This window comes from Acidaminobacter sp. (assembly GCF_030247605.1).
Lineage (GTDB): Bacteria > Bacillota > Clostridia > Peptostreptococcales > Acidaminobacteraceae > Acidaminobacter.
Genome location: NZ_JAOTSB010000022.1, coordinates 19,556 through 45,166, shown reverse-complemented (window position 1 = coordinate 45,166; position 25,611 = coordinate 19,556). Strand labels below are relative to the sequence as shown.

The window sequence follows — 25,611 nt, the reverse complement described above, 5'->3', positions numbered from 1 at the left end:
AAATAGATGTTAATTTGCTGCAATTTTCTTTCACCCATTGGGTGAAAGAATGGTTTTGGCTTAACGATTATAAATACTTGCTTAAAGGGTTATATGAGTAGATTGCACGTAGAATCTAGGTGTTATCATTATAACAAATCTAAAAAAAGTTTATATGGTCAAAAGTCACACAAAAGTTAAGAATTCATCACAAAATTTTTCAAAAACTGCCGCCGGCCATCTGGACATTCCGAAGAATGAACAGATGGCCGGCGCTTATGTATAATCTTGCTGATGACTTAGATCTATTTTGATTTGCCGATGGTTATGCTGAGTTACTCCCATCTCCTATCTTCAGTCGACTTTGCTGAGCGAATTAGAAAGGCGCTATCTCAACGGCCTCTTCTGAAGAAAGGTCTGCCGGTATAATTTCAGTTGTGCCGCGGTTAGGTGTCAAAAATCGAATATGTGACGCAATGATATCTGTGTTGAACACTTTATCCCCATCCTTATTTTCATAAGATGAAGTTGAAACCCTGCCTTCCACGCTGAACAAATCACCCTTCTTCAAATACGTCTGGCAGGTTTCCGCCAATTTCCCCATTGCGACAACTCTTGGAAAGTCTGCGGTCGGTTTGCCCTGACGCCTGAGCTCATCCCGTTTTTCGCGCCCGAGTGAACGGTCCACCGCAATGATCAGCTTGTTGACAGCTAGTCCGCCCTGGGTAAATTTCAACTCTGGTTCATGGGTGAGACGGCCGATCAGACTAACATTGTTCATAGAATCCCTCCTGTGATTGGTATATTTTTACATTATCAAAAGAGGGATTAATTGTCAATATTTACCACACTGAATTTGCGAATTTTTTTATAAGTGTGGCGAGAACACCCGTGACTTGAGTCATGGGAAGTTCAAATGAAAACCACTACCACATCAACCCTTCGCGCACTAAAAAAAGAAGTTGGTTAAAATTAAGAATCCGCAGAGCGTTCTCATCTCAACCAACTTCCACCAAAACTTCACATTAAACTTTCTTCGCTACTCATAAAACCCGGCAGACAAGGACTCCAGCCCTGCATAGTCCTTGATGAGGATCTGGCTGCGGCGCTTCTCAATAAGTCCCTGGTCAGAAAAATCTTTGATCACCCGGCACAAATGTCTGTAACTGGTCCCCAGCATGGTTGCGATTTCCCTGAGATCAAAGGTCTTTATTTCCTGAACGCGTCGGTCATTAACCTGAGAGGAAATCGACAGCAAATACCCCGCAAACCTGTTTTCCAGCGGATAACTCAGATTGATGGCCATGGCATTGGACACCGCCATGACTTTATGGCTCAGACTCTCGATGATGAAATCCTTAAACACAGAGTCCTCTGCCGTTTGCGCCTTAATCACCTCAAGGTGTATTCCAATCAGGTGACAATCCGTCGCAGCGCTGACGGAGGTCCTCACCGGCCTGTTGATGCCAATCTCAACATCCCCGCACACCCCCGGCGGTTTTATAAATCTGAGAAGCACGACTTTCCCATTATCCAGTGCATAGGAAACCTTCAGCGTCCCCATGGCCAAAAAGTAAAACATGGTCACCGGCTGATTCAGTTCGTATACCTCTTCCCCGCGCTCAATCTGATACAGGGTCATATGAGGTCTGAGATCCTTTGAAAAACACGACATAACGCCCAGTTTCTCCACATAGTAATCAATCAGCTTTTCATCCATCAGTCTGATCACACGTCATCCCTCCTGCCATTTGTCCTTGTTATTGACATTATACCACCAATAGGGATCTTGCCGCCATAAATTAGGTCAATCTGCCACAAAATAAAGAGGAGTTGAACTATGGCGCCACGCGCCATAGTTCAACTCCTCAACCTTAACTAAACCTTATCTGGTCCGCCTTACGCCGTCGCCTCTTTAATAAACGCCCCAAAGAGTCGCTTCAGATAGTTCGTCTCTTCAATCGAGTCGAAGAGTCTGCCTTCCTGCGGGATGACGTAACGTCCATGAGCCGCCAATTGCTCGCGAGTGTAAAGCTGCGGGGACTGACCGATTGGCCAGTAGACAGGACCATCGGCAGCCTTCATTTTATTAGTGAGGCCTACATAGCCAAACATGTCGCGGCTGTACTCCTCGGTGATCTCCTCGTGGCTCTGGACCGCGCAGTTGGTGCTGTAGGTATTCATGAGCTCCTTGAAGATCTCCCAGTTGCTGAGACCCGTTGGGGATTCAACAGCAGCGCTGACGCTGTGGATGCGGCGCTCCGCGGAAGTGATCGTGCCGTTTGACTCAACCATGACCGTGGCAGGAATGACGACATCCGCGATTTTCGCGAGCTCAGTCATGTGGGTATCCTGAACCATCAGGAAGGACAGTCCGCGGACGGCGTCCACAGAGACATCCTCACCAAAGACCATCAGGCCTTTGATTTCGCCGCTGGCGATTTTCGCGTACTTGGACGCGCTGTCGAGGTCAATGCCCATGTCGACGAGGCCCTGGCCGTTGGCGTTGGCGCGCAGTTTGATGAAGCCTTCCCGCGCGGACGCAATATGGCCGGACAGCATGCAGAGTGATGCAATGAGCTGCTCGCCTTCGAGGCTGATTTCACGGCCGTCATACACGATCATGGCCTTCTTGGCGTTGAGATAGAGCTCCGCAATTTCTGCGGCTTCGGAAGACACGCGAACATCTGAGAGAGATGCCTTAACGTCCTCTAAACCGGCAGCCCGGATTGCCTTAGTGCTGTGATCTGCCAAATACTTGGCGATTTCGCGGAGGAATTCCAGATTATTCTCCAGCTTGACGGAGCGCGCTGCCCAATCGTCCAGCTTATTCTTGCGATTATTGAGGTGAATCAGTTTAGCGCCGTTTCCAACCGCTTCCTTCACCTTCAGCGCCGCGATCGCGTAATCCGCCATCATGTCGCCGCCAACAGAGATTATGACATCCGTCCTGGTCAGCTCGTCGAGCAGGTTCGGAGACGCGTCATACGGGAGGACATCCTTAAGTCCGCTCTTCTTGTTGCCAAGGGAGAAGATTTCGTTGGTACCCAGAACCTCGACGCCGAATTTCTTCGCCATGTAGAGCTCCTCGTTGGTGTAGCGGTCAGAGATACTGATACCCACGGAATTGCGTCCGTGCAGGAGATGCAGGCTCTGAGCGCGTCTTGCCGCATAGAGGAAGGCCTCTCTGAAAGTCGTTTCTACCAGTTCGCCGTCTTTGCGGACCATCGGCTTAGTAATACGGTTTTCTGTGATATATGCCGAGAAGCCAAAGCGGCCCTTCGAGCACAGGAGCCCGTCGTTGACCGTGTTTTCACCGCTCACCGGCAATGAGCGCAGCAGCATGGCGCCGCGGCTCTCAAGGTCGCGGGTACAGCCCACGGAACAGCAGGAGCAAGCCGTCGTAGTCAGCGTAGTGCGAACCGGTACCGGCTTATGGATTGGCGTACGCTCCTGGAGCGCTCCGGTCGGACAAACGCTGATGCACTGGCCACAGGAAATACACTCCGTCTCTTTCAGGTTTTTCTCCATGGATGGCTTCACAATAGTGTCAAAGCCGCGGCTGACAAGACCCAGCGCCGTGTTGTCCATGACCTCGTCACAGATTCTGACGCACTGGCCGCACAGTATGCACTTGTTTGGATCCCGCTTGATAAACGGATGATCGTCGTCGTCCATACGCTTGTGCATCTCACCGGCAAAGCGCTCCGGTTTGACATCATAGGCCTGGGAATGGGTGATCAGATCGCACTCGAAGTAATCGTGGCAGCCGCACTCCAGGCATCTGTTGCCTTCCTGCACTGCCGCCGCCTCGGTATAGCCCTTGACGACCTCTTCAAAGTTGTGCTTTCTCAGTTCAGGATGCTCATGAGCCATATGCGGGCGAAGCTCGCGAACCACATCCGGGAAGCTCTCGCTGGTGAGGTCCTCACGCTTGACGTAGAATGGATCCTTGTGGGGCTTCAGGTTGCCGTGGAGATAGGTATTCATGACGCGCGCCGCCCACTTGCCTTCTGCAATCGCAGCAATGGCAATATCCGCGCCCTTATTCGTCGCGTCCCCGCCGGCGAAGACGCCGTCCAGGTTGGTCATGAAGGTCTCAAGATCTGCAACAATGTAGCCGTGCTTGTTCAGGGCGAGCTCCTCAAAGCCATCCCCTTTAAGACGTTGTCCAACGGACATGATCACCGAGTCTACATTCAAAATTTCCTCTTCGCCTTCAACAGGCACCACTTTTTTGCGTCCGTCCGCACCGCCGCCGACGACCTGCATTTTCTGCAGCCGGATCTGCTTCACGCGGCCGTTTTCGTCGCCAATAACCTCAATTGGGCTGAGAAGGAACTTAAAGACGACGCCCTCTTCCATAGCCTCTTCAATCTCGATATCCACCGCAGGCATATCTTCCTTGGTTCGACGGTAAATAGTGTAGACTTCTTTGGCGCCAAGGCGGATCGCCGTTCTTGCCGCGTCCATAGCCGTGTTGCCGCCGCCAATAACCGCGATGCGCTCGCCGGTCTTGATTGGTTCATTGACCGCGAACTTAGTCAGAAACTGTATGCCGCCAATGACGCCGTCAAGCTGATCCCCAGGGCAGTCAATGCCCATGCTCGTCCAGGCGCCTATGCCTATGTACACCGCGTCAAACTTCTCTCTGAGATACTCCAGGGTCACATCAGTACCTATACGAATGTTAGGCTTGAGCTCGACGCCCATGCTGCGGATGACTTCCACTTCTGACTTCAGGACATCCTTTGGCAGTCTGTAGAGCGGAATACCATATTTGAGCATGCCGCCAAATTCCGGCATAGCTTCATAGACCGTTACCGCGTGGCCTTGGGTGCGCAGGTAGTAAGCCGCGGAAAGTCCGCTCGGGCCGCCGCCGACTATGGCGACTTTCTTCCCGGAATCCGGCAGCATTGGCGGCATGTAAGGGCTTCCGCTCTTCAGGTCGAGGTCCGCGACAAAATACTTCAGCCATGCAATGGTGATGGACTCGTCCACGAGGCCGCGTCGGCATTGTGTCTGGCAAGGATGAGGACAAACTCTGCCGATGGACGCAGGAAGCGGCAGCTCTTTCTTGATGAGCTTCAGTGCCTCCTGGTACTGTTTGTTGGCGATTAGGCCGACGTAGCCCTGAACGTCAACGTGGCCCGGACAGCCATGGGTACACGGTGCCTTACAGTCGCCGGTATGGTCGGACAGCAGCAGCTCAAGGGTCGTCTTCCGGCTTTCCCGGATACGGTCAGACATGGTTCTGATGACCATGCCGTCCATGATCTCAGTAGAGCAGGAGCGCACCAGGCGCGGGTTGCCCTCGACTTCTACGACGCAGATGCCGCAGGAGCCGTAGTTCTCTATCTTATCGTCGTGGCACAGGGTTGGGATGTCAATCCCGGCCTGAGCCGCGACTTCCAGGATCGTATGGCCGCGATAGGTCTGAATCTCACGGCCATCGATATTAACTCTGATATATGGCATTTGTTCACATTCCTTTCGCCGTTAGTAGACACGAATCGCGTCGAATTTACACTTCTGGAAGCATTGTCCGCACTTGATGCAGGCATCCTGGTCGATCTCGTGGACCTTGCGCAGCTCGCCCTTGATGCAGGAGACCGGACACGCCTTCGCGCATACCGTACAACCGATACACTTGTCCGCAACGACCTCATAGCGGATCAGCGCAGCGCACTGCTTCGCCGTACAAGTCTTGTTGTAAATGTGATCCTCGTACTCGTTGCGGAAGTACTTGATCGTCGTTAAAACCGGGTTTGGCGCCGTTTGGCCGAGGCCGCACAGGGAGCCGTCTTTAACCTTGTAGCTGAGCTCCTCGAGGAGTTCAATGTCGCCGTCTTTGCCCTGGCCGTTTGTGATGCGCTCCAGGATTTCCAGCATGCGTTTGGTGCCCATGCGGCAATACGTACATTTACCGCAGGATTCCTTGCAGGTGAAGTCCAGGAAGAAGCGCGCCATATCCACCATACAAGTGGTGTCATCCATGACGACCATGCCGCCGGAGCCTACAATTGCGCCGGTGCGCGTAATAGACTCGTAGTCGACGGAGGTGTCAATCAGCTGCATAGGCACACAGCCGCCGGAAGGTCCGCCCAGCTGAACCGCTTTAAACGGTCTGTCGCCCACAATGCCGCCGCCAATGTCATAGATGACCTCTCTCAGGGACATGCCCATAGGCACTTCCACCAGGCCGCCTTTTTTGACTTTGCCCGTCAGGGCGAAGACTTTCGTCCCCTTGCTGCTCTCAATGCCGAACTTGGCAAACGCCGCGCCGCCGTTGCGGATGATCCATGGCACGTTGGCGAAAGTTTCGACGTTATTGATGTTGGTAGGCAGCTGCCAGAAGCCCTTTTGCGCCGGGAACGGCGGCTTCAGTCTAGGCATGCCGCGCTCGCCTTCGAGGGACGCGATCAAAGCGGTTTCCTCGCCGCAGACAAAGGCGCCGGCGCCTGCTTTGATGCGGAGATCAAAGTTTCTGCCTTTGATGCCAAAGATATCTTTGCCAAGGATGTTTTTTGCTCTCGCGTCTTTGATAGCCTTCTCAAGACGGCGGATCGCCAGCGGATATTCCGCGCGGACGTAGACGACGCCTTCGTCAGAGTCAATGGCAAAACCGCAGATCATCATGCCCTCAATCAGAGTATGGGGATCGCCCTCGAGTACGGAACGGTCCATGAACGCCCCCGGGTCCCCTTCGTCCGCGTTGCAGACGACATATTTCTTAGGACCAGGTGATTTTCTGGCCGCATCCCACTTGAACCAGGTCGGGAAGCCCGCGCCGCCGCGCCCTCTGAGGCCTGAAGTTTTGATTTCGTTAATGACGGCCTCCGGCGAGCTCGATTCGTAGCAATTGCGAATCGCCTCATAGCCGCCTATATTTATGTAATCCTCGATATCCTCAGGATTGATGACACCACAGTTTTTCAGAACGACGCGGGGCTGCTTCACGAGACTGTCAGCATCCTCCACACTGATCCGGTTATTTGCGTAATTTCTGAAATCCTCCAGGATTGGTCTGACATCCTCCGGCAAGACTTTGACGAACCGGAACACCTCGCCGCCTTCATGAACCTCCATGATAGGCTCCAGGTGGCACATGCCAATACAGCCTGTGATCTCGTAATCGATTTGAAGATCCTGGATGGCTTCCAGCTCATCCATGAGTTTATGCGCGCCTGCTGCAAATCCGCAGCTGCCTGCGCCGACAAGCACTTTCATCAGCTGACCTCCATTTCAGATTGGGCCTCTGCCCTGAGTTCTCTCAGTACGCCGACCGTCTTCTCCGGTGTCAGCTTCGCGTAAGTTTCGCCGTTGATCATCATGACCGGCGCCAAGCTGCAGCAGCCCAGGCAGGCGACATTCGTAAACGTGAAAATACCGTCACTTGTCGTTTCGCCCTCACAGATGCCGAGCTCCTCCACGATTGCCTTCTCAATGGCAGACGCCCCGTTAACGTGGCACGCCGTCCCCTGACAAAGCATGATCAGATTCTTGCCGACCGGCTTCATTCTGAACTGTGTGTAAAACGTGGCGACGCCGTAGAGCTTAGCTTCTTTCATGCCCGTTTTTTTGGCTATGTAAGTTAACGTTTCAGACGGCAAAAACCCGTAAGTTTCCTGCACACCCTGAAGAATAGTGATTGTACTGCCTTTGACCTTGCCGTACTTTTCAATGATAGGATCAATCAGACTGAGATCCACGAGCGCTCGATCCTCAACTTGATCCTGAATCCCCATGGGATCCTGTTTGCAGCTGCATGTCATTTTGGCACCCCGTTTCTTGATGTTTAAGCAATCAAAGCCTTGTTGAAATTTTCTAAACCTGCGGCATCTTTTTTGCTTTTTTTTGCCGATGGTCTTTTCTGCAAATGTTCGTTTAACTTATGTCAAACACAGCCTTCGAGGCACATTGCACCACTATTTTATCATAAAACGAGTCATATGTTACCCAACATCTTATAATATCTTCACTTTATAAAAAGACCACAAATTTTCTAATAATTCTGCAAATTGTAACTATTTTTTGGCAATCCGGGACACTTAGTGTCCCGACTTGATTTTCAAAGGGTTGGAGTAATTTCCTCCAGTGAAGTCGAGGAAGGAAGGCGGTGTCAGACACCGCCTTCCCTACCAATTTTTTTGTCAATATTCACAGAAAGCAACCCAATTTACTCGGGTTGCTTTTCCTTAAAATTCAAATTAATTAAACGCGTTTAACTATTTCCTTAAACCATGGCGTAAATTTCTCCGGATGTGCTTTGATCTCAAGTTTCAGCGTCTCCATGTCGATCCAGCGGACAGCCTCCACTTCTTCGGGATTGATGTTTTCAACCGCCCCATCAAAATGACCAGCCACCATGGTATCGTGTTCGTGCTCCGTAAGGCCATTGTCGAAGGTTGCTTTATAAATAAAATGGCCCTTGACCTGAAGGGCATCCTGCGGGATTACTATACCCAGCTCTTCCCTCAATCGACGGGACGCCGCCGCGGCAACGTCTTCCCCCTCTCTGGGATGACTGCAGCAGGCATTGGTCCAAAGGCCGGGTGTGTGATACTTCCCAATGGCGCGCCTCTGAATCAGCATCTCCCCGGCGTCATTGTACAGGAGTACCGAGAAAGCCCTGTGAAGCAGGCCTTTTTGATGAGCCTCAAGCTTTTCCATAGTTCCGAGAACAACATTCTCCTCGTTTACCAGTACCACTTTTTCTTGCATATTGGGATTCAACATTACGCTGCCTCCGAAGTGCCTTGCCGTTTTTTGAGTTTATCGACGAGGTTGAGTTCAGCCACCAGCATCCCGGCCAAAATGAGCCCGCCGCCTATGACGCCGTTTCTCCCCAGGACTTCACCGATCATCACATAGGCGAACATGGCCGCGAAAACAGGTTCTCCGGAAAAGATGAGTGCCGTGTGAGTTGAAGTGGTGTATTTCTGAGCTACATTCTGAACAATAAACGCTAAGGACGTACAAACTATGGCTAAAAACAAAATGGCAAACCAGGTCTCGCTGCCTGTCGGTACAACTGGCGTTTCAAACAGCAAGGAGGTTATGCCGCTGAAAACGGCAACTGTGCCGAGCTGTACAATGGCAAAGGGGATCGAGTCTACCTGCGTGGTATATTTGCCCACTGCAAGGATATAGAGCGCAAAGCCCACTGCGGCAATCAGCGTCAGCAAATCGCCCAGGTTCAGGCTGCCGGCAGCGCCCGCATCTGAGCTCCCTCCAGTCAGCGTCATCAAGCCAAGACCTACAAACGCCATGAAAGCACCAACCAGCGAGGACCTGTCCGGTATGCGCTTCAGAAAAAGCGCCATAAAAAGCGGAACCATCAGCACACTGGTGCCTGTTATAAAGGCAGATTTTGAAATCGTCGTCAGAGTGATGCCCACAGTCTGAAGGGCATAAGCCGCGAACATCACCGAACCGACACCTATGCCAAGCAACAAAGTTTTTCGGCTCATCCGGATCATGTCCTTCAAAAAAATAACGACTGAAATGAGCGTCGCTATACCAAAGCGAACAGCTAGAAAATTAAAGGTCTCGAGGCCGACCAACGCATTTTTCGTCAGCAGGAAAGAAACGCCCCAGGCTATTGTCACAATGAGCAGCGCCAAATCAGCTTTAACCTGATTTTTGTTCATGAACGCGCCTCCGTGTCAATATCTGTTTCCAGCAGCTGATTCTCAATGTGGGCTCTGGCGAAGTTGATCACCGCCGCATAAATCAAATAGAGAAACAGAACTACCGCCGGCTTTGAAATCAGCCAGGCAGCAAGGGCTACCCCAACAAATCCAAGGCCTATAATCAGGTGATAACGTCTCGTCTTTTCCAAAAATAGTGTCTGACTGGCTGCATCTTCATATCTGATCCGCTGGCCAATGCTGCCGTACTGGGGTTTTCCCCCCTGTTTGATCTGGAGCGCGATATAAATCATCCAAATGCCAAGCGCCGCAGTCAATGTTACCAGAATAATTTTACCCATGATTCACCTCATATGAATTGTCTAAGCAGCATTTAAGGCGCCATGAGCAGAACTGACCGGCTCTTTGCCTCACAAACGGGCCTCTCTCAAAGACAGGCTGTGAAGCATAAAAACGACGCCTTACTGTCGTAATAAATTTTTTGGCATGCGGGCTGCTGTTATGGCCGCAATGGCAACTTTAAAAAAATCCCCTGCCAGAAACGGCAAAGCGCCTGCAATAAAAGCCGCCCCCAGGGACATGCCCGTAGAAATTGCCAGCCAAGGTACGCCTATTGCGTAAACGACTATAACCCCACCGACAAGCGATGCGATCACTGCGCCTTTAAACCCTTGAATTTTGGATTTCAACGCATCAATAACAACAACTGACAAGATCCAGCTAAAAAGATAGCCGCCTGTAGGACCTACTAAAATCGACAAGCCGGCACGTCCCCCTGAAAAAACGGGCACTCCGACCGCACCGAGAAGCAGCATCAATGTGACAGCCATCACGCCGCGCTTTTTCCCAAGCAGGAGACCAATAAGCATGATCCCAAAGGTCTGCCCGGTAACCGGTACGGGTGAAAAGGGCAGCGGGATGGCAACGTAAGCCAGAACAGCGAGAATCGCCGTAAACATGGACACCAGCATCATATCCCGAAGGGATAAGTTTGTACTTTTGGCAGCATTTGTAGTCGTCATGATTGTAAACCTCCAAAGTTAAATTAGTTGACAATTCGAGTATAAAACCCTGGTCATCAATTGTCAACCTATTTAATTTTTAGGTTTACGTTAAGCAAACTTTTGCTGTTAGACTTCTCTTTCTCTTAGAACTACACTGGCCTGAACCTCAGCTTCACCAATCCTTACTGCGAAGCGCGCGCTTTTTGCGAGGATCTTGAACTGACGGTAGGTCAGCGCTTCCATTTTTGCTCCCTTGGCTTCCGCCAGACTCTCAATATAACTCTTCGCTTCTGAATCTGCCTTTTCCAGCTCTTCAGTCCTGGTGATCTGGTCAATGTCCAGCTGAGACATCAACAGCTCAAAAGTGGTCTTAAAGGACGGGACTCCGTCACAAAGGGCAAGGTCAATCACCTCTACACCCTCCGGCGCCGGAAAACGCGCTGCTATGACCACGATCCGGTCCCCTGCGCCAACTTTACTGAGTGCCGCGTTCAGAGCAGCATTGAGAATAGGATTTCGACTCATGAAAATTCTCCTCTTGTTAAAATTTTAATTGGGTGACGCGGACAAAAACAAAACCGGTGCCTGTCACCAAACTTGAAATGGTGCCAGAGCTTCACACAATTTGGACACAATTTATCAGCTTTTCATCCAAGCCTTCTTCATTCGCCAATCTTTTTCCTGCCAGTTTCCAAAGTCCCTCAACCGGCCGCAGGGCGCTCCCTGTTTAATTTCTGGTCCAAAGGTGTATAAATAGAACGTCAAACAAACCTATCACCTATGAATCATTCGAGGAGGGTTCCTCATGGAAGTCTTACTGGCAAAGCAATGTATTCCCTGCACTATCGACACCCCGCCCCTTGAGGCGGATGAGATCCAGCGCCTGAAGCCACAGCTTCACAGTGACTGGACAGTACTCGAGGACAAGCAGCTGGAACGCCGCTTTAAATTCAAGGATTTCGTCAGCGCTCTGGAATTCGTCAACAGAATTGGTTTATTAGCCGAAGAGGAAGGCCATCATCCCGACCTTGAACTGAGTTGGGGACGCGTCGTCGTCCGGTTGATGACCCATAAGATCAAAGGTCTGTCCTACAACGACTTCATTCTGGCAGCAAAAATCGACCTTTTGTAAGGCTGCCGGCCACTTCCAAACTGTCACTATGCAGCGTCACAATCCAAAGCCCAAAGCGCCCTACCAGCGCGCTCTCCCAAACCACGGCGAGAGCGCGTTTTTTCACGCCTATGCCCCTACCCCTTCATCATCAGCCGCTCATACAATTCCGTCCAGCTGCTGACCGCCTCGCCGTCCCAGCCCCGGTTGTAATCCGTAATCCTGCCGTTGTAATTAAACAAAATTTTTCGTTGGGCCTCCGTGGACCGCAGATTGGCCGGATGGTCATCCACGAATACCGCCCCAGGCTCCAGCATGTGAACACGGCCTTTGCCAACCCCATTATTGGATTTGTTGACTAAAATGATGATCTCATCCACAAAGGGCATGTGCTGCTCAATCCACATCACCTTTTTCGAACCGTTCTCAGGGGAGGCAGAGGTACAAATGACTATTTCGTACTCGGACTTCAGTGCCTGTATGGTTTGAAAGGCACCCTCGTAAAACTCAAGATGGCTGAAAAAGTCCTCCAGACCAAAAATCCGCCGCACTTCGGCAACCGGATCCGCGCTGCGCTGATGAATCAGCGGGCACGCATGCCGGAACACCCAGTCCCCCGCATGCTCTTCGTGAGCAGGCACAAAATCTTCAAAGTGCTGATAATGCTGATTATATACCGCGCAAAAAGCGCGTTCGGAATTGACAATGGTCGAGTCAAAATCCAGATAAAGTGTCGGTTTCATGTCAACCTCCCAAAGCATTCAAAACTCATTATAAAAATTGCATGTTTAATTATTATACCTCGTTCGCGCATTAAAGGGAAGACGGTGAAACAGAAACAGGACCCTTTCATCCAACTTCTGTTTCCCCATCTTCCCCCGTCTTCCCTCATCTTTCGAACCTTACAACCCTCTTCTAAAATCCGCAAACACGCGTCCTTCCCGCAGCTCGATCACCCGGTCGGACCTCTCTGCCAGGACCCGCTCGTTGTTGACCATAATGCAGGTCGTCCTGAATTTCTCATGGATCTGCCAAATCAGCCGGATCATGACCTCAGCCGAACGCTCATCCATCCCTGCCACAGGCTCATCGATCAAAAGGATCGACGGCATATTGACCAGTGCCCTCACCAGCGTCACCGTCTTCTGCTGGGTCTCGGACAGCGCCCATGGAAATTCCGCTTCACAGCCGGACAAACCGGCTTCCAGGATCAGCTTCTTGGCATAAGGCAAATTTGACGCTTCCACTTTTCCGTTCAATATACGGTCTGTAAGCAACACATTCTCCAGCACGGTAAATTCTGGAATCAAGGCAGGGCGCTGAAAAACGAAGCCCAGTTCCTGTCTTAAATAGCGTCCACGTGTCGCCCCTGTCATCTCGGAAACACGCCGCTCCCGCACCATGACCTCCCCTTGATCCGGTGTCAGCATCAAACCGGCGATCTGAAGCAGCGTACTCTTGCCAGCGCCGCTTGGGCCGGTGATTGAAGTGATCTCACCATCGGCAAAAGCCAGGTCTATGCCTGAAAGCGCACGTTTCTCATTATTTTTGCCAAAGGATTTGACAACCCCGGAAAGTGATAATGCCGATGGCTGAATATTACCCATGCCGAATCACCTCCGCAGGATCTTTGCTGATCACCCACTGGGCCACGCCCCTCGCTGCCACAGCCGAAGCCAGCGGCAACACCGCCAGGGACAGGACCAGACTGACCAGATTCAGCTCAGGTGCCTGCTGATAGGCGCTGATCCCCAAAACAGACTGAGTCTTATAAAGTCGAATAAGCCCCGACCCTGCTGCAATCCCTCCAAAGACCCCAAACAGCGACAGGTAAAAAGCATAGAGCGCAAACACCATTCCCCCCTGACCGCTGCGAAGTCCCAGGGACTTAAACACCGCCAGCTGAACAGCACGCTGATACACGGACAAGGACAGAATCAGCACCGTCCCCACGAAAATGATCAGCGTCACCGCGATCATCAACAGCCTTATGGCACTGCGCTGCAGGGCTGCGGCTTCAAACAGCTGCTCATGGGTCGTCTCCCAGCTTCTGATTTCGAGGAACGGCCGGTCAAGCACAGAGGCCAGCTGAAGTGACGCTTCGCCTGCCTTGAAAGCGTCTTCCAGCTGCAGCTCAATTTGCGCCGCGGCCTCTTCCAGTCCAAACGCCAACTGCAGCGCGGATAAATCCACATAAGCCATTGACGCATTTTCCTCTTCGAGCTTCAGGTCAAAAATACCAACGACATTAAAAGTTGCCGTTTTCCCATGATCGTCCTCCAGCACCACCCCATCGCCAACCTCCAGAGACAGGCGTTCGGCGAGCAAAGTCCCCACGACAATTTCACGGCCCTCTTTAAAGGTTCGACCGCTGATCATGGCGCTTCCCAGCGGGTACAGATCCCCAGCGCGAGCCAGCTTCAGCCCCCGCATCGTCAGAGGCGTGTCCCCCCCAGCTGCCGGATCGGACGGCGGCAGCCTCAGCACCACTTGCTGATCCAGCGTCGGGGTCATGGCCACAAGCCCAGGCAGAGCTTTGCCGATGGTCTCCTCAAGCCCCACCCTATCCTCCAGGCCTTGCGTCGTTTCTCCCAACTGTCTCACCACAAGGTGCGGAATGTTCCCTGCATAGGTCTCGTCCATGGCAGCGCGCATCCCTTCGACGAGCCAGGTCGTGATCACCAGCACCGCGACGCCCATAGTCAATCCGGCCACAATCAAAGCGGACTGCACCTTGGATCTTTTGATAAATCTCATGGCGAAATAAGAAGCCAGCCTCATCTGAGCTCACCCCTTATCATTTCAAACAGCGCGTCATGATTCGTCACCACTCTGACCTCAGGAAAGGCGTCCGCATTGTGCCTGAGGGAAGCGCCGCCTGCAGCGATCAACAGCTGCGGAAACTTGCCTTTGAGCTGGGTTATGGTATCTTTTAGCGCCAAAAGGTTATAATGATGTGTCACGCTAAACACTACGGCTGCCGGCTTGACACTGTCAACCAAAGACATCAGCTGATCCGCCGGCAGGTCTGCGCCTATAAAGCGCGCATTGAACCCTTTGATCCGCAGCAGCGACGTGGTAACCTTGGCGCCAAGGGTGTGGGTTTCGCCGTCTGGACAGGCGACGATTACTGGCGCGGCGCCTTTTTTGTTTTTTTGATAGAACGCCTCTATGTTGAGCCTTAGATTGGCGAGAACCAAATCCAAGATCTCACTCCGTATGTGCTCCTTCCAGATCGCGCCGCCATCCCTTGTCCATCCTTGGGTGGAACTCATGCTTTGGACAAATCCTTCGCGAAGAAAGCCTGTTAGGGTTTCTTCGGCATCCGCGTAGTCGACAGCGGCCTGGATCGCACCTTCGAGATCCTCGGCACCGACCAGGCTGTAAAACGTCTCAAATTGGGTCATAAGCTCACCTCGCGTACTTGATACCCAAAACAAAGACCCGTCTAACGATGTTGTTCGCTTGACAGGCCTGGCATTCACGGGTATTTTGTTGTGGGCGAGCCGGCGGCTTAATGGGATCCGCCGCTTTTTTTTAATCTGACCCAGGTGTTTTGACGCTGGATCTGGCAGGCATCTTTCTCGTCGCTATAAGGTCCACGCCGCTGCCGCCAACGTTCCTGAATACAGTGGCGCCGGCTTCCACGGGCGCCTTTACGGCTGCAGGCTTCAGCGCGGCTTCAATGATTTCCGAAAGACTTTCGCCGATGGGCACCTCCGTTCGCAGCGCCATACGCTTCATGTGCCCGTTCTCCACCGGGACCAGATAGGTCCTGATCTTGACGGCGTCCGGATGGTAGGCCTTCGCGAAGGCTTCGCCTCTGGGGCATTTGCTGCCTTTCAGATTGCCGCTCTCCGGCTCGAAGACCATCCTGCACTTTGCCGTACAGGCCTTGCAGACGATTATCAGGCTTTTTCCGGGGTCATGTTGCCTGGAGTTCATCATCTTGTTCCTCCGCGGGACAACGCCAGACGTAAAGGTCCGGAGCCGTGTAAATTCGCTTGTAGCCTGACTTTTCCAGAACACGGATGGACGCGGCGTTGTCTTTATTTGTACAGGCTATAATTTTTTTCGCCCCCGGCAAGGTGAGTCCAAAGGCTGTGAATACCTTCAGAGCGTCCGTCATGTAGCCTTTTTCCCTGAATTTTCGGCGGATGCCATAGCCAACCTCTATGGTGCCATCCTCATCCGGTGCGCCTTTGTACCCTATAGTGCCCAAAATTTCATGATCCTCCAGCGCTGCGATCAAAAAATAAGTTGAGAAAATGGCGAGCTCCGGGGCCTCATTCATCTTCATCAGCTTGATTTCCAGTATTTTAGACATATGCTCATCCGGCGCCTCCAGCGCGCCTTTCAGATCATACCGACTGGCTGTCCGTCCCGGATCTGTCAGTTGGTCCTCCAGATCCTCCGCCGTCAAAGGAATTAAATAAGTCGTTTCGCCTCTCAGCGCTCTGTCCATCATGATGCGATGTATCCGGATTCGGATGCATCACGACCCCCCTTTTGTCAGTTTGCTGATCTGTTGATCATGCATGTTTAGGATTTCCAATTTTACCAGCGGTCGGTCTTTGGTTTAAGAACATTCCGATGGCCATTACGTCTTCTAGTTCCTATATTATTTATATTATCACTTTCTGAGCCAAGATAAAATGTGAAATGAATTTTCCAATATTTTCGAATTCTGCATTGACATTTCTAACTCGCACTGATAGAATCATACTTGTAAATTTTAATTCATTGGAGGAATTTGAAATGGAAAAAGGAACAGTAAAATGGTTTAACTCGGAAAAAGGCTTCGGCTTCATCACTGTTGAAGGCGGCAATGACGTTTTCGTTCACTACACTGCGATCCAAGGCGAAGGCTTCAAGACTCTTGAAGAAGGCCAAGCAGTTGAGTTCGAGATCGTTCAAGGTCAAAAGGGTCCTCAAGCTGCTAACGTCAGCAGACTCTAATTTCCGAAGAACCACACTTCGTCTTATTCAAACTTTGAGACAAAAGTCTGTTCCTTGTTCTACTTGGAATAGCACCTTGATTCAAAAAGTAAATTAAGATCACGAGGAAAGGGCTTACGCCCTTTCTTCTTTTTTTGTTAAAGAAACGGGAACATGGCGACGTCATGTTCCCGTTTCTTTTTGTATAACTATCAAAAAAGGATGTGCTCCGTTACCATAAAGACAATAATGCCAGCAGCAACAACACCGGCTATGATGGCCATAGACGCGTTGCGGGGACGAATCCTCAGGATTACCGCCGCTATGCAGCCGGTGTATACCCCAGTGGTGGGCACAGGAATTGCCACCAGAATAAAAAGCCCCAGGAGTCTGTACTTCCTGTAATTCTGTACCTTTGACGCCGCCCGGACTTCCAGGCGTTCTACAAAGCCCCTGAGCTGTTCCAGACGCTTCATGTGCGCGAACAAAGGCTCAATGATGAGCAGCAGGACCGGCACGATCACTGAATTCCCAATGATCGCGAGGATGGTGCTGTGAAGCGTCGAAAAGCCCAGGGATACCCCAAGGGGAATCGCGCCTCTGAGCTCTACGACGGGCATCATGGACATGGCAATAATATAGAGTTCATTTGGAATCTGCTCTAAAAAACTCATAGGCGCTCCCTAAGCCTGCCTCTGGCAATGGGTACATAAGCCAGGCGGCCGGAAATTCTCTTACTTTCAAACAGCGTCAGAGTCTCAACGCGAACCTTGATCCTCTCTGTTTGGATCACTGCCGCGTCATCCTCTGCGACTATTTCACGACCCAGGGTGACATGGGGTCTGAAGGGCCTGTTGGCGCCAGGCTGCGTTGAAGCACCGGGTTTTCCCTGAGATGACAAGGTGTCATCTGCTGCAGACATGACATGTTTGTATAAAGTCTCAAGGCGTTCTGAAGCCTCAGAGCCAAACCAAAGAATTTTGCGGTTCTTCCTGGAGAAAAACCCTGTATGACAAAGGATCAGGTCGAAGGCTTCGCTGACTGCAGCAGCCTCAGCCACGCACGCTTTCCAGGCGGCCACCGCTTCCTCGGTTACTTCTCCAATAAAAAATACAGTCAGGTGATAATTGTCCGCCTCTGTCAATTTGCCCTTTTGAATCCGCGACAGCACCGGCCCGGCAGCTTTGTGGATGCGGGCTTTTGCTGCCGGAGGCAATTCAAGACCAATAAAGAGCCTGATCTTGCCGGGTTTTTCTTTCCCCTGCCTGATCCCTCCGGCGCCATCCGTCTCAGAGTCTGCAGCAGGCGAACCCACCGCCTTACCCTTGATAATCTTGCCCTCTTGCTCTCTCATTTGGACAACCTTTGAACAATGTCATGACGGGCACAGGACACCAAATGGTCATTGATGATCCCTGTCGCCTGGAGGTGGGCGTAGATAATTTTGGTGCCCACGAATTTCATCCCCCTGGACTTGAGATCCCGGCTGATGGCATCAGAAACTTCATTCTCACAAGGCACCTCTTCCAGGGTCTTGGGATAATGAATCAGAGGCTTCCCTTCCACATAACGCCACAGGTAGTTCGAAAAGCTGCCGAACTCATGCTGGATTTCCAGAAAAATCTTAGCGTTCATAATGGACGCTTCTATCTTTTTGCGATTCCGGACTATACCGGGGTCCTGCATCATCAGCTCAACCTCAGCAGGCCCGTAAGCCGCCACTTTAACTGGATCAAACCCTTCATAGAGACGTCTGTAGTGGTCGCGCTTTCTCAGAATGGTCAGCCAGCTGAGGCCAGCCTGCGCGGATTCCAGCACCAGAAATTCAAAATGTATTCGATCCTCATAAACCGGAACGCCCCATTCATGATCGTGGTAATCAATATAAACGGGGTCAGACAAGCACCAAGGACAACGGGACATCACAGATCCCTCCATTCTATTCTTTGCCAAAACAGTCGGAGCGTTATAAGCTACAAGGTCTTCTTATACAGTTTCCTTCCATGCTCAATATCTTTTTCCATGACCTCTTCCGGCACCATGCTCCCACCGGTTGCCCAGGAGAGGTGGATCGACTGATTAAGGGCCTCCGGTGTATACCGCTTAAGCAGCGCCTTATAGACGGCCGTATCACGCTTCAGCCAGGACGGCCCGCTGATGCCCGCGAGGGCGGAAGGCTCCAGGCGAAGGGACTCAAAATCCGCCATCATTGCCAGGTCGGACAGCATATGTTCGTCTGTGACACTGAAGACACCATCCAAAAGATGTCTCAGGACTTTCCCTACGAACAGGGAAGGACGTCCGACGGCAAGACCATCGGCAATAGTCCGGTTGTCCAGGCCAAAATCCTGGACGCTGACAGCGTCATGCTGGTCGGTCATCATGCCCAGAAGCATGCAGGGCGAATGGGTCGGCTCAGCGAAGTAGCAGTGGACGTGCTCGCCAAAGAGCATCTTGAGGCCAAAAGCGACCCCGCCGGGACCACCGCCGACACCACAGGGCAGATACACAAACAGCGGCGATGCTTCGGAAGGCGTGTAGCCCAGATGATCCAGCTGACCTTTAAGTCGCAGCGCGGCCACCGCATAGCCCAGGAACAGATTCAACGAGTTTTCATCATCCACAAAATAGGTTTTGGGATCCTTTTCTGCTTCCTTTCGCCCCTGCTCCACGGCAACGCTGTAATCCGAATCGTACTCGAACACTTCAACGCCCTTCTGACGCAGCAGCGCTTTCTTCCAGGCCTTGGCGTCCGAGGACATATGCACTTGGGCCTTAAAGCCCAGCGCGGCACTGATGATGCCAATGCTGAGTCCCAGATTACCTGTGGAGCCCACTGCGACGCTGTAATCAGAGAAGAATTTTTTGAACCTTGGCTCCGCGAACGCGGCGTAGCTCATGCCGGGGGTCAGTAGTCCCGCTTCCACCGCCAGCTGTTCCGCATGCTGCAGAACTTCATAAATACCGCCCCGGGCCTTGATCGATCCCGATATTGGCAGGTGGCTGTCGAGTTTGAGCATCAATCGGCCAAAAGGCACTGCAAAGGGCGTCTTCTCAAGTTCGGCCTGAAATGACTCGACACGGCGAATTTTCGATTCCAGAAGGCCCTGAGTGCTTCGCGTCTCAGGAAACGCCTCCATGAAGAAGGGGGCGAAGCGTTTTAGTCTATGCTCCGCAGACTGAATTTGCTCAAGGGTAATCCCCGTTTCAAGAATCGCGTCCTCAACAGGCTTCAGATTTTGATTGCTCCAGAACACCTCTTCATAGCTCCTGATGCTGCGAATTTTGGGGTATTCAGTTTCCCAGGTCTCAAGGGCTTTGCCAAGAACTTGATTCACATCAGATGCTGCTTGCAGTTGAGTCTTCTCTGACATCTCCATACGCCTCCAACTTTCAGTTGATAAACAGACACAACCCGTGGGCTGCTGTCGCCGCTCACGGGTTATTGATCAATTTTTCTTATTCAACTTCAAAAATCCAGCCTTTAGGGGCTTCAATTTCGCCAAACTGGATGCCCGTCAGCGTGTCATAAAGTTTGCGCGTGACCGGTCCAACTTCCGTCTCACTGAAGAAAATCTTTTCTTTGCCTTTGTGGGTGATGGAGGCAATTGGCGTGATGACTGCCGCAGTGCCGCAAGCGCCGGCTTCAGCGAACTCATCCAGATTGTCGATCAGTACGTCGCGCTCTTCGACTTTCATGCCGAGATAATCCCTTGCAATCTGAATCAGAGAGAGCTTGGTAATGCTCGGAAGTATGGATGGAGATTTAGGTGTGACGAAGACGCCGTCCTTGGTGATGCCAAAGAAGTTGGCTGCGCCTACTTCCTCAATCTTTGTATGGGTGGCCGGATCCAGGTAGATACAGTCCGCATAGCCCTGCTTCGCCGCAATTTCATGAGGCAGCAAGCTGCCGGCATAGTTGCCGCCGACCTTGGCTGCACCTGTTCCGTTTGGCGCCGCGCGGTCATAATCCGTGACAATGAATTTAACCGGTGCAAGTCCCGCTTTGAAGTAAGCGCCTACCGGCATGCAGAAAATGCTGAATAAAAATTCAGGCGCGGGTTTAACACCTATGTTATCTCCTATTCCGATCAGGAACGGACGCAGATAAAGCGTCGCGCCATAGCCATAAGGCGGAACCCATTCGCGGTTGGCTTTCACAACTTGCTTACAGGCCTCAATAAATTTCTCAGTTTCATAGTGCGGCATAAGTATGCGGTCACAGGTCGCCTGCATCCGCTTCGCGTTCTCATCCGGTCTGAAAAGGTGGATGCTGCCATCCTTTGCGGTATAGGCTTTCAAGCCTTCAAAGCATTGCTGTCCATAGTGGAGAGAGGTTGATGCCTCACTGATGGTGATTCTGTCGTTGTCGAACAAGCCACCCTCATCCCATTTGCCGTCTTTCCAGAACGAACGAAAACGCCAGTCAGCTTTCATATACCCAAAGCCTAACTGACTCCAGTTGATTTCATTAGGTCTCATCGATACGCCTCCTTTTGCCTTTATCATACCGCTGCCAGCGGCATCTGTCCAGACTTCCGAGACTAAAAATTGGCAAACTGAATCCTCACAATTCGCTCATAATTTCATGCTATAATCTACTTAAAGTTACCGGCAAGGCACACAACAACCTGTTTTTTCAGATATTGACTTTACCGATGGTCATCATGACGCGTCAACGCGACCATCGGCCAGTTTTTCGTCTTGGTGGCGTTGACGCCGTCATGACAGCACCCGCAATCCCTGGAGGCGATCCAACATGAAATCTGAAATCATCCTCGTCGTCGACGACGAGCCCAGAATCCTCGATATTGTCTGCGCCTATCTTGAAAAAGAGGGCTACCAGACACGCCGCGCCACTCGCGGCCATGAAGCCCTGGAGATTTTCCGGGAGGAAGAGGTCGCCCTGGTGATCTTGGACCTCATGCTCCCGGACCTCACCGGCGAGGAGATCTGCCGTCAGATCCGGCTTAAAAACAATACGCCCATCCTGATGCTGACCGCCAAAGTCGACCGGGACTCCATTGTCCACGGACTCAACCTGGGGGCGGACGACTATGTCACCAAGCCTTTTGACGGCAAAATCCTGGTGGCCAGGGTCAAAGCCCTGATGAGACGCCAATCCAGTCAGGCCATCCCGGCGGAGCAGTTTATTTTCGGAGAGGGTCACCTGGAAGTGGACCTCGACCGCAAGACCGCTTCACGTCACGGCCTGGCCCTGCCCCTGACCCCCATGGAATTTGAGATTCTGGGACTTATGGCCCGGCATCCCGGCCGCCTCTTCTCCCGGGATGAGCTCATCATGAGAGCCATAGGCTATGACTACGACGGCAGCGACCGAACCATTGATGTCCACATCAAAAACATCCGCCAGAAAATTGATGACGCCGAGCACAAATACATCCGCACGGTTTATGGCCTTGGCTACCGCTTTGAGGGGGGCTCTTCATGAAGCATACTCTGAGAGGACGTCTGACGCGATTCCTGCTGGCCTCCGCCCTGGTCAGCGGCCTCACTGCGCTGCTGCTCACCAACGCTGCCCTCTACAGCACTTTTTACAATTACAAGGAAGCCGTCCAGCTCCAAAGCGCCAGCGACTTTTCAGAATACGCCTCTCGGGTTTACCAGCTGAATGATGGCTGGACCGGGAAAACGCTGACTATGCTGCTGGCCTATCCGGGCACGGATGAATTCAGCTTCAGAATCTACGACACTCAGGAACTCATGGTGATGAACAGCCAGCTCCGCCCGGACCGCGTCAGCTTTCACCAGAACATGATGCGGCGCATGGGCAGAAATGCCATGTTCTTTCAGTCCAGGTTCTATGACGGTACTAATGTCGTCGAGGACATTGTGATAAACGGGGAGACTATTGGCACCGTTGAATTGGTCTATCCTTCCACCTTTTCAGTGGACACCGCCGAGCTGGACTTTACATCCGGCGTCAACCGCTCCCTGCTCATGTCACTGGCTATTGCCCTTGGTCTTTCCGGGCTGCTGTCCGCCTATTTGTCCAAACTGCTCTCCCGCCCCATTGTCAACCTCACCGAGGTCACGAAGAGCATCCGAAACGGTCATTTTGGACGGCGCGCTGAAGAACGTCAATCCGTCCGCGAGCTGACCGAGCTTTCCGGCGCGGTCAACGATCTGGCCGAGACCCTGTCTCACCAGAGCGAAATTAGAAAGCGCCTGACCTCAGACCTCGCCCATGAGCTGCGGACGCCCCTGACCATCATCCAAGGCCAGCTGGACGCCATACTGGAGGGCATCTTCGAGGCGACACCTGACCGTCTGCTCGTCGCCCGCAGTGAAACCGAACGCCTGATTGGCCTGGTGGAACGCCTCCGTGAGATCGCAGACCTTGAGGACGACACCGTTGAGCTCACCTATGATGACATTGACCTCACCGTTATTGTCCGCGACGTCCTGACTCTATTTGAAGCGGATGCCATGACCCGCGCTCAGACCTTAACCTCCGACCTTGCTTTTTCTTTGCCGATGGTCGGTGACGCCCACCGACTCAGACAGGTTCTTGTCAACCTTCTTTCCAACGCTGTTAAATACACACCGGACGGTGGCCGCATCCATGTGGAGACCGGGACCATCGGCAGCAGCGAAGCGTTTTTGAAGGTCTTTAACAGCGGGGCAGGCATTGCGCCCGAAGATCTGCCATTTCTCTTTGACCGGTTTTACCGGGCGGACGTGTCGCGCCACAGGGAGACCGGCGGCAGCGGCATTGGCCTGACCATTGTCAAGCTGATCGTGGACGCCCACCATGGGCGCATTGAGGTCCACAGTCCGGCCGGGGAAGGGACGACTTTTACAGTGATCCTCCCCCTTCAGCCCTCTTCATAATTCCTACACATTCCTCCTTTATACTTAGGGTAAGTAAAGGAGGTGCATAGTTATGTTGTCAACCTGCTTCAACGCGTTCAGCAGCTTTAGAGGCGGCTATAACGGCTTCGGCGGCATGGGGTCATTCAGGGACATCAATCCAATGTGGATGATGGGCTTCGGGCTTCTCAGGCTCCTGATTCTCGGCCTGATTATCTTCCTGGTAATTCGTTATCTCGTTCCAAGACTCAGGCGCACAGAACCGGCACCTCATGTCAGCGGTGCAGTCCCAGGCGGCACTGGTTCAGTCGATGGTGCTCTGGCCATCCTGAACGAGCGCTACGCCAAAGGCGAAATCGACTCAGAGGCTTATCAGACCATGAAAGAAAATTTATTGAAGTAACCAGGCAAAACACAGGAAAGAGGAAGGCAGCCGCTTCAACCGGGCTGCGCTTCCTCTTTTTTCTTTTGGCTTTTTTGTAGTTAGAATGGGTATTCAGAAGTCGTCGCTAAAGTTCAACAGTTTATGGGCCTGGTTAAATTCAGACCTGAGCAGCCCATACACCACGTGGTTGACATAGTGGTCATAGAGCCACTCGTTCTGGCGAAGGATCCCTTCAATCCGGAAGGACAGCCGCTCAGGAACGGCCCTGGACTTGACATTTTTCTCTGCGCAAAACATCTCTATGCGGTTCAGCTTGAGGTCCTGAAAGGCCATTCTGACGACCGCGTCCGCCGAGCGCAGGATGATCCCTTTACCCTCCGAGGATTTTCCGATCCAGTAGCCTATGTTGGCCTTCCTGTTTTCCCAGTCTATGTGCTGAAGCCCTATGATGCCGCATATTTTTTTGTTGTGGATAATGACAAATTCATAGCCGGTTTGCTGCAGCCGTTTACGATCCGACATTTCTATATAGCTGAGGACGGTATGAATGGTAAAAGGCTTCACCACCCAAGGCAGCCACTGCTTCAAATGCTGTTCGTTGTCAAGTATCAGCTCCAGAACGGCCGTAGCGTCTTGCAGTTCAATGGGGCGAAGCATCAGCTCCCGGTTGATGATGAGTCTCATTTTATTCCTCCAGTCTGTCCTTCAACAAACGTACAAAATTGGCTCCGGCTATGTTCTCAATGTCACTTTCTTTGTAGCCACGCTCTCTGAGATGCTTCAGAACCTCAGAAGCCTTTTCGGCGGTTTCGAGCCCCAGGGTATCCGGCGCAGTCGACCTGGATGCATCCAACATACCGCCCTGGATCAGGTTTTCTTCAATATAATCGCAGAAGTCATAGCCAAGTCCAACATGCTGCACGCCAACCAGCGACACTATGTAGTCGATATGATCCACAAAGCGCTCTATGGTTTGCTTCGCAGGATCGAGATCTATAAAATCCCTGTAGCTGTTGATCCCAATGATCCCGCCGGTTGAGGCAATTGCTCTGATCTGCTCATCTGTGAGGTTGCGCGCCGCGTCGCACAGCGCCCTGGCATTGGAATGTGAGGCAATCAGCGGCTTAGAAGTCGCCGACATGACCTCCCAGAAACTCTTCTCGTTGAGGTGACTGACGTCCAAAAGGATCCCCAGTGCTTCAATTTGTCTCACAGCTTCAAATCCCAGGGCTGTCAGGCCGCGGTCCGGGGCCTGTTTGACGCCGGTCGCCAGAGGGTTTGCCTCATTCCAGGTCAGCGACATGTGACGGATTCCCAAGTCATAAAGTGCTTCAAGGCCCCCCAGATCGCTTCCAATACCGCTTAGACCTTCCACGCCCCAAACCACTGGCATTTTGCCCAGGGCAGCCGCTGCATCGAAATCAGAAGCGGATCTGACCAGGTGCAGAAGACCTGAGGCTTCCTCCAGCTCCGCTTGAGCCGCTTTGATTATTTCGGCCAGCCTCTGCTTCGGATTTTGATCAAAGGGCGGATCAATCCACATGACGAAAATGCCGCCGCTGACGCCGCCCTTCTTAAATTTTTCCAAATGGCGGTTTCGAAAGACTTCTCTCTCGCCTCGACTGCGCCGCACCACCACATCACTCCAGATGTCCGCGTGGGCATCAAAGATAAACGTCATAGACAGGCTCCTCTCCCGGTTATGCT

29 protein-coding genes are annotated in these 25,611 nt (G+C 52.1%); 5 read left to right on the top strand and 24 right to left on the bottom strand.

Annotated features, from left to right (window positions below; all coding sequences use genetic code 11):
* Window positions 1-355 precede the first annotated feature (355 nt).
* The 10 genes from OEL90_RS10815 to OEL90_RS10770 form a co-directional block, all read right to left on the bottom strand.
* Window positions 356-760, bottom strand: a complete 405-nt coding sequence (locus tag OEL90_RS10815) for a single-stranded DNA-binding protein (protein WP_291403804.1) — start codon at window positions 758-760, stop codon at window positions 356-358.
* 258 nt (window positions 761-1,018) lie between these two features.
* Window positions 1,019-1,711: a Crp/Fnr family transcriptional regulator gene (locus OEL90_RS10810; protein ID WP_291403802.1), complete on the bottom strand. Its 693-nt coding sequence runs from the start codon at window positions 1,709-1,711 to the stop codon at window positions 1,019-1,021.
* Window positions 1,712-1,878: 167 nt separating this feature from the next.
* Window positions 1,879-5,457: an FAD-dependent oxidoreductase gene (locus OEL90_RS10805; protein ID WP_300688504.1), complete on the bottom strand. Its 3,579-nt coding sequence runs from the start codon at window positions 5,455-5,457 to the stop codon at window positions 1,879-1,881.
* 21 nt (window positions 5,458-5,478) lie between these two features.
* On the bottom strand, window positions 5,479-7,209 hold the full coding sequence (locus tag OEL90_RS10800; protein WP_291403798.1) for an NADH-quinone oxidoreductase subunit NuoF: 1,731 nt from the start codon (window positions 7,207-7,209) through the stop codon (window positions 5,479-5,481).
* Window positions 7,209-7,754, bottom strand: coding sequence for an NADH-quinone oxidoreductase subunit NuoE (nuoE, locus tag OEL90_RS10795; protein ID WP_330583764.1), 546 nt, complete (start codon window positions 7,752-7,754; stop codon window positions 7,209-7,211). The genes OEL90_RS10800 and nuoE overlap by 1 nt, the downstream gene beginning before the upstream one ends.
* A gap of 439 nt (window positions 7,755-8,193) precedes the next feature.
* Window positions 8,194-8,718, bottom strand: a complete 525-nt coding sequence (gene idi / locus OEL90_RS10790; RefSeq protein ID WP_300688502.1) for an isopentenyl-diphosphate Delta-isomerase — start codon at window positions 8,716-8,718, stop codon at window positions 8,194-8,196.
* Complete coding sequence (locus OEL90_RS10785; RefSeq protein WP_291403794.1) at window positions 8,718-9,632, bottom strand: DMT family transporter; 915 nt, start codon at window positions 9,630-9,632, stop codon at window positions 8,718-8,720. Before OEL90_RS10785 ends, idi begins: the two co-directional genes overlap by 1 nt.
* Window positions 9,629-9,973: a hypothetical protein gene (locus tag OEL90_RS10780; protein WP_300688497.1), complete on the bottom strand. Its 345-nt coding sequence runs from the start codon at window positions 9,971-9,973 to the stop codon at window positions 9,629-9,631. The genes OEL90_RS10785 and OEL90_RS10780 overlap by 4 nt, the downstream gene beginning before the upstream one ends.
* A gap of 120 nt (window positions 9,974-10,093) precedes the next feature.
* A complete protein-coding gene (locus tag OEL90_RS10775; protein ID WP_300688494.1) occupies window positions 10,094-10,654 on the bottom strand; it encodes a biotin transporter BioY in 561 nt (186 codons plus the stop codon).
* Window positions 10,655-10,762: 108 nt separating this feature from the next.
* On the bottom strand, window positions 10,763-11,161 hold the full coding sequence (locus OEL90_RS10770) for an RbsD/FucU domain-containing protein (protein ID WP_300688491.1): 399 nt from the start codon (window positions 11,159-11,161) through the stop codon (window positions 10,763-10,765).
* Window positions 11,162-11,441: 280 nt separating this feature from the next.
* On the opposite strand from OEL90_RS10770, the gene OEL90_RS10765 reads away from it, so the two are divergent.
* A complete protein-coding gene (locus OEL90_RS10765; protein ID WP_291403786.1) occupies window positions 11,442-11,768 on the top strand; it encodes a 4a-hydroxytetrahydrobiopterin dehydratase in 327 nt (108 codons plus the stop codon).
* Here the strand turns inward: OEL90_RS10765 and OEL90_RS10760 are convergent.
* The 7 genes from OEL90_RS10760 to OEL90_RS10730 all read right to left on the bottom strand — a co-directional run bounded on the left by OEL90_RS10760 (window position 11,737) and on the right by OEL90_RS10730 (window position 16,215).
* On the bottom strand, window positions 11,737-11,874 hold the full coding sequence (locus OEL90_RS10760) for a hypothetical protein (protein ID WP_291403783.1): 138 nt from the start codon (window positions 11,872-11,874) through the stop codon (window positions 11,737-11,739). The genes OEL90_RS10765 and OEL90_RS10760 overlap by 32 nt on opposite strands.
* Window positions 11,875-11,884: 10 nt before the next feature.
* On the bottom strand, window positions 11,885-12,490 hold the full coding sequence (locus tag OEL90_RS10755; RefSeq protein ID WP_291403781.1) for a 5' nucleotidase, NT5C type: 606 nt from the start codon (window positions 12,488-12,490) through the stop codon (window positions 11,885-11,887).
* A 159-nt stretch (window positions 12,491-12,649) separates the two neighbouring features.
* A complete protein-coding gene (locus OEL90_RS10750) occupies window positions 12,650-13,354 on the bottom strand; it encodes an ABC transporter ATP-binding protein (protein WP_291403779.1) in 705 nt (234 codons plus the stop codon).
* Window positions 13,347-14,528: an ABC transporter permease gene (locus tag OEL90_RS10745; protein ID WP_300688486.1), complete on the bottom strand. Its 1,182-nt coding sequence runs from the start codon at window positions 14,526-14,528 to the stop codon at window positions 13,347-13,349. Before OEL90_RS10745 ends, OEL90_RS10750 begins: the two co-directional genes overlap by 8 nt.
* Window positions 14,525-15,154: a cobalamin B12-binding domain-containing protein gene (locus tag OEL90_RS10740; RefSeq protein WP_291403775.1), complete on the bottom strand. Its 630-nt coding sequence runs from the start codon at window positions 15,152-15,154 to the stop codon at window positions 14,525-14,527. The genes OEL90_RS10745 and OEL90_RS10740 overlap by 4 nt, the downstream gene beginning before the upstream one ends.
* Window positions 15,155-15,284: 130 nt before the next feature.
* A complete protein-coding gene (locus tag OEL90_RS10735; protein WP_300688482.1) occupies window positions 15,285-15,695 on the bottom strand; it encodes a DUF1667 domain-containing protein in 411 nt (136 codons plus the stop codon).
* Window positions 15,673-16,215 (bottom strand): GNAT family N-acetyltransferase, encoded by a 543-nt coding sequence (locus tag OEL90_RS10730; protein WP_300688479.1) that lies wholly within the window; start codon window positions 16,213-16,215, stop codon window positions 15,673-15,675. Before OEL90_RS10730 ends, OEL90_RS10735 begins: the two co-directional genes overlap by 23 nt.
* Window positions 16,216-16,505: 290 nt before the next feature.
* Between OEL90_RS10730 and OEL90_RS10725 the strand changes: the two genes are divergently transcribed.
* Window positions 16,506-16,706 (top strand): cold-shock protein, encoded by a 201-nt coding sequence (locus OEL90_RS10725; protein ID WP_092592578.1) that lies wholly within the window; start codon window positions 16,506-16,508, stop codon window positions 16,704-16,706.
* A 191-nt stretch (window positions 16,707-16,897) separates the two neighbouring features.
* On the opposite strand, the gene OEL90_RS10720 is transcribed toward OEL90_RS10725, so the two are convergent.
* The 5 genes from OEL90_RS10720 to OEL90_RS10700 all read right to left on the bottom strand — a co-directional run bounded on the left by OEL90_RS10720 (window position 16,898) and on the right by OEL90_RS10700 (window position 21,167).
* Window positions 16,898-17,359, bottom strand: a complete 462-nt coding sequence (locus OEL90_RS10720) for a COG2426 family protein (RefSeq protein WP_300688475.1) — start codon at window positions 17,357-17,359, stop codon at window positions 16,898-16,900.
* Window positions 17,356-18,039 carry an RNA 2',3'-cyclic phosphodiesterase gene (gene thpR / locus OEL90_RS10715; protein WP_291403763.1) on the bottom strand — a complete coding sequence of 228 codons (684 nt, stop codon included), beginning with the start codon at window positions 18,037-18,039 and terminating at the stop codon, window positions 17,356-17,358. The genes OEL90_RS10720 and thpR overlap by 4 nt, the downstream gene beginning before the upstream one ends.
* Entirely contained in the window at window positions 18,036-18,608 is a 573-nt protein-coding gene (locus OEL90_RS10710) for a DNA-3-methyladenine glycosylase I (protein WP_291403761.1), read from the bottom strand. Before OEL90_RS10710 ends, thpR begins: the two co-directional genes overlap by 4 nt.
* Before the next feature lie 50 nt (window positions 18,609-18,658).
* Complete coding sequence (locus OEL90_RS10705; RefSeq protein WP_300688473.1) at window positions 18,659-20,059, bottom strand: D-serine ammonia-lyase; 1,401 nt, start codon at window positions 20,057-20,059, stop codon at window positions 18,659-18,661.
* An 85-nt stretch (window positions 20,060-20,144) separates the two neighbouring features.
* Complete coding sequence (locus tag OEL90_RS10700) at window positions 20,145-21,167, bottom strand: branched-chain amino acid aminotransferase (RefSeq protein WP_300688470.1); 1,023 nt, start codon at window positions 21,165-21,167, stop codon at window positions 20,145-20,147.
* A gap of 277 nt (window positions 21,168-21,444) precedes the next feature.
* Between OEL90_RS10700 and OEL90_RS10695 the strand changes: the two genes are divergently transcribed.
* From OEL90_RS10695 to OEL90_RS10685, 3 genes are read left to right on the top strand one after another with little or no spacing between them, the layout of a single operon-like run.
* The gene (locus tag OEL90_RS10695; protein ID WP_300688468.1) at window positions 21,445-22,137 is read left to right on the top strand and encodes a response regulator transcription factor; all 693 of its coding nucleotides are present in this window, start codon (window positions 21,445-21,447) and stop codon (window positions 22,135-22,137) included.
* Window positions 22,134-23,540, top strand: a complete 1,407-nt coding sequence (locus OEL90_RS10690) for a sensor histidine kinase (protein ID WP_300688465.1) — start codon at window positions 22,134-22,136, stop codon at window positions 23,538-23,540. Before OEL90_RS10695 ends, OEL90_RS10690 begins: the two co-directional genes overlap by 4 nt.
* A gap of 52 nt (window positions 23,541-23,592) precedes the next feature.
* Window positions 23,593-23,922, top strand: coding sequence for an SHOCT domain-containing protein (locus OEL90_RS10685; RefSeq protein ID WP_300688463.1), 330 nt, complete (start codon window positions 23,593-23,595; stop codon window positions 23,920-23,922).
* Window positions 23,923-24,015: 93 nt separating this feature from the next.
* Here the strand turns inward: OEL90_RS10685 and OEL90_RS10680 are convergent, their stop codons facing one another.
* The gene (locus OEL90_RS10680) at window positions 24,016-24,588 is read right to left on the bottom strand and encodes a GNAT family N-acetyltransferase (protein WP_291403750.1); all 573 of its coding nucleotides are present in this window, start codon (window positions 24,586-24,588) and stop codon (window positions 24,016-24,018) included.
* A gap of 1 nt (window position 24,589) precedes the next feature.
* Window positions 24,590-25,585 carry a dipeptidase gene (locus OEL90_RS10675; RefSeq protein ID WP_300688460.1) on the bottom strand — a complete coding sequence of 332 codons (996 nt, stop codon included), beginning with the start codon at window positions 25,583-25,585 and terminating at the stop codon, window positions 24,590-24,592.
* Between the last annotated feature and the right edge of the window lie 26 nt (window positions 25,586-25,611).